The organism is Streptomyces sp. NP160, assembly GCF_006335115.1.
Lineage (GTDB): Bacteria > Actinomycetota > Actinomycetes > Actinomycetales > Quadrisphaeraceae > Quadrisphaera.
In genome coordinates this window covers 1-1,045 of the sequence record NZ_VDMJ01000103.1, presented here as the reverse complement: position 1 = coordinate 1,045, position 1,045 = coordinate 1, and the positions used below count along the sequence as shown (strand labels likewise).

Here is a 1,045-nt window from a genome sequence, read left to right as displayed (position 1 = left end):
CCGAGGGCAGCGTGCAGGGCGTCCAGCGCAGCGACCTGAGCCGGGCCGGGGTCCCCAGCCACCGCAGCCGCGATCGCCGGGCGGATGCGCTGCCGCTCAGCGATCGACCCGGTCAACGGGTCGAGCAGGAGCTGGTGGCTCCACCAGGGGCTGCTGAAGGGCACCAGGTGAGCCTCGTCGCCCTCGTCCCGCGCAGCGTCCGAGACGTCCTGGAGGTCATCACCGATGGCGCCGTCGAGGAGGACGTCGAGGCTGACCGCGTCCCAGAAGTCATCGCCGAGGTCGAGCGTGTCGGCCCCGCACCACACGCGCAGGCCGGACGGACCGGGCAGGTCGGCGCCATCACCGACCGCCCACTCCGGGGGCGCGCTCGAGGTCATGTCGTGAACGCTAGAGGTCACCACCGACAGTCCGGCGGGCCTCATCACCGCAGGTCAGTACCGTGATCGCGAGATCACACACCGTGAGACAGCACCCTCTCGCGAGGCCCGGGAGACGCGGCCGGCCGAGGACCTCCCCCGGTCACCGAGACCTCCTCACGGGCACGTCCTCGCCGTCCCCGTAGGAGGTCGTGACCGGGCGGAAGACCCCGCCGTCGGGGGCGTACCGCAGCGTCACCTCACCCGCGGCCGACGCCCTGGCGGCGTCGACGGCCACGCCGCGCATCTCACCGGGTGACAGGACCACGGTCGACGACGCCGGCATCCGTGCGTCGAAGGTGAAGACGCTCTCGAGCCCGTCCTGCGTGCAGCCCGACCTGGCCCGGGCCCGGTCTCCGCCCACGAGCAGCGGCGCGGTGTCGTGGGAGTCGGCCTCGACGCGCGGGCACGACGCCTCCACCACCACGTGGACGACGACGGGGAACCCGTCACCCTCCCCGGGCTCGGCGTCCACCACCTCAGGGTCAGCCAGGCCCTGCAGAGCACAGCCCGCGGTGAGCAGGCAGCAGGACAGCACTCCCCCGGCAGCGGCGAGGAGCCTCGGTGCGCGCGCTCCCCGCGTCCCGCCGAGGGCGCGGGTCACACCTGGGGCGCGGTCCACTGCT

General features: G+C 73.8%; 1 protein-coding gene and 1 pseudogene. Both read right to left on the bottom strand.

Annotated features, from left to right (window positions below; all coding sequences use genetic code 11):
* On the bottom strand, positions 1 to 380 hold a 380-nt coding region (locus FHN55_RS22130), incomplete at its 3' end, for a hypothetical protein (protein WP_218974939.1).
* A gap of 142 nt (positions 381 to 522) precedes the next feature.
* Positions 523 to 1,045: pseudogene (locus tag FHN55_RS22125) on the bottom strand (hypothetical protein); the annotation flags it as partial.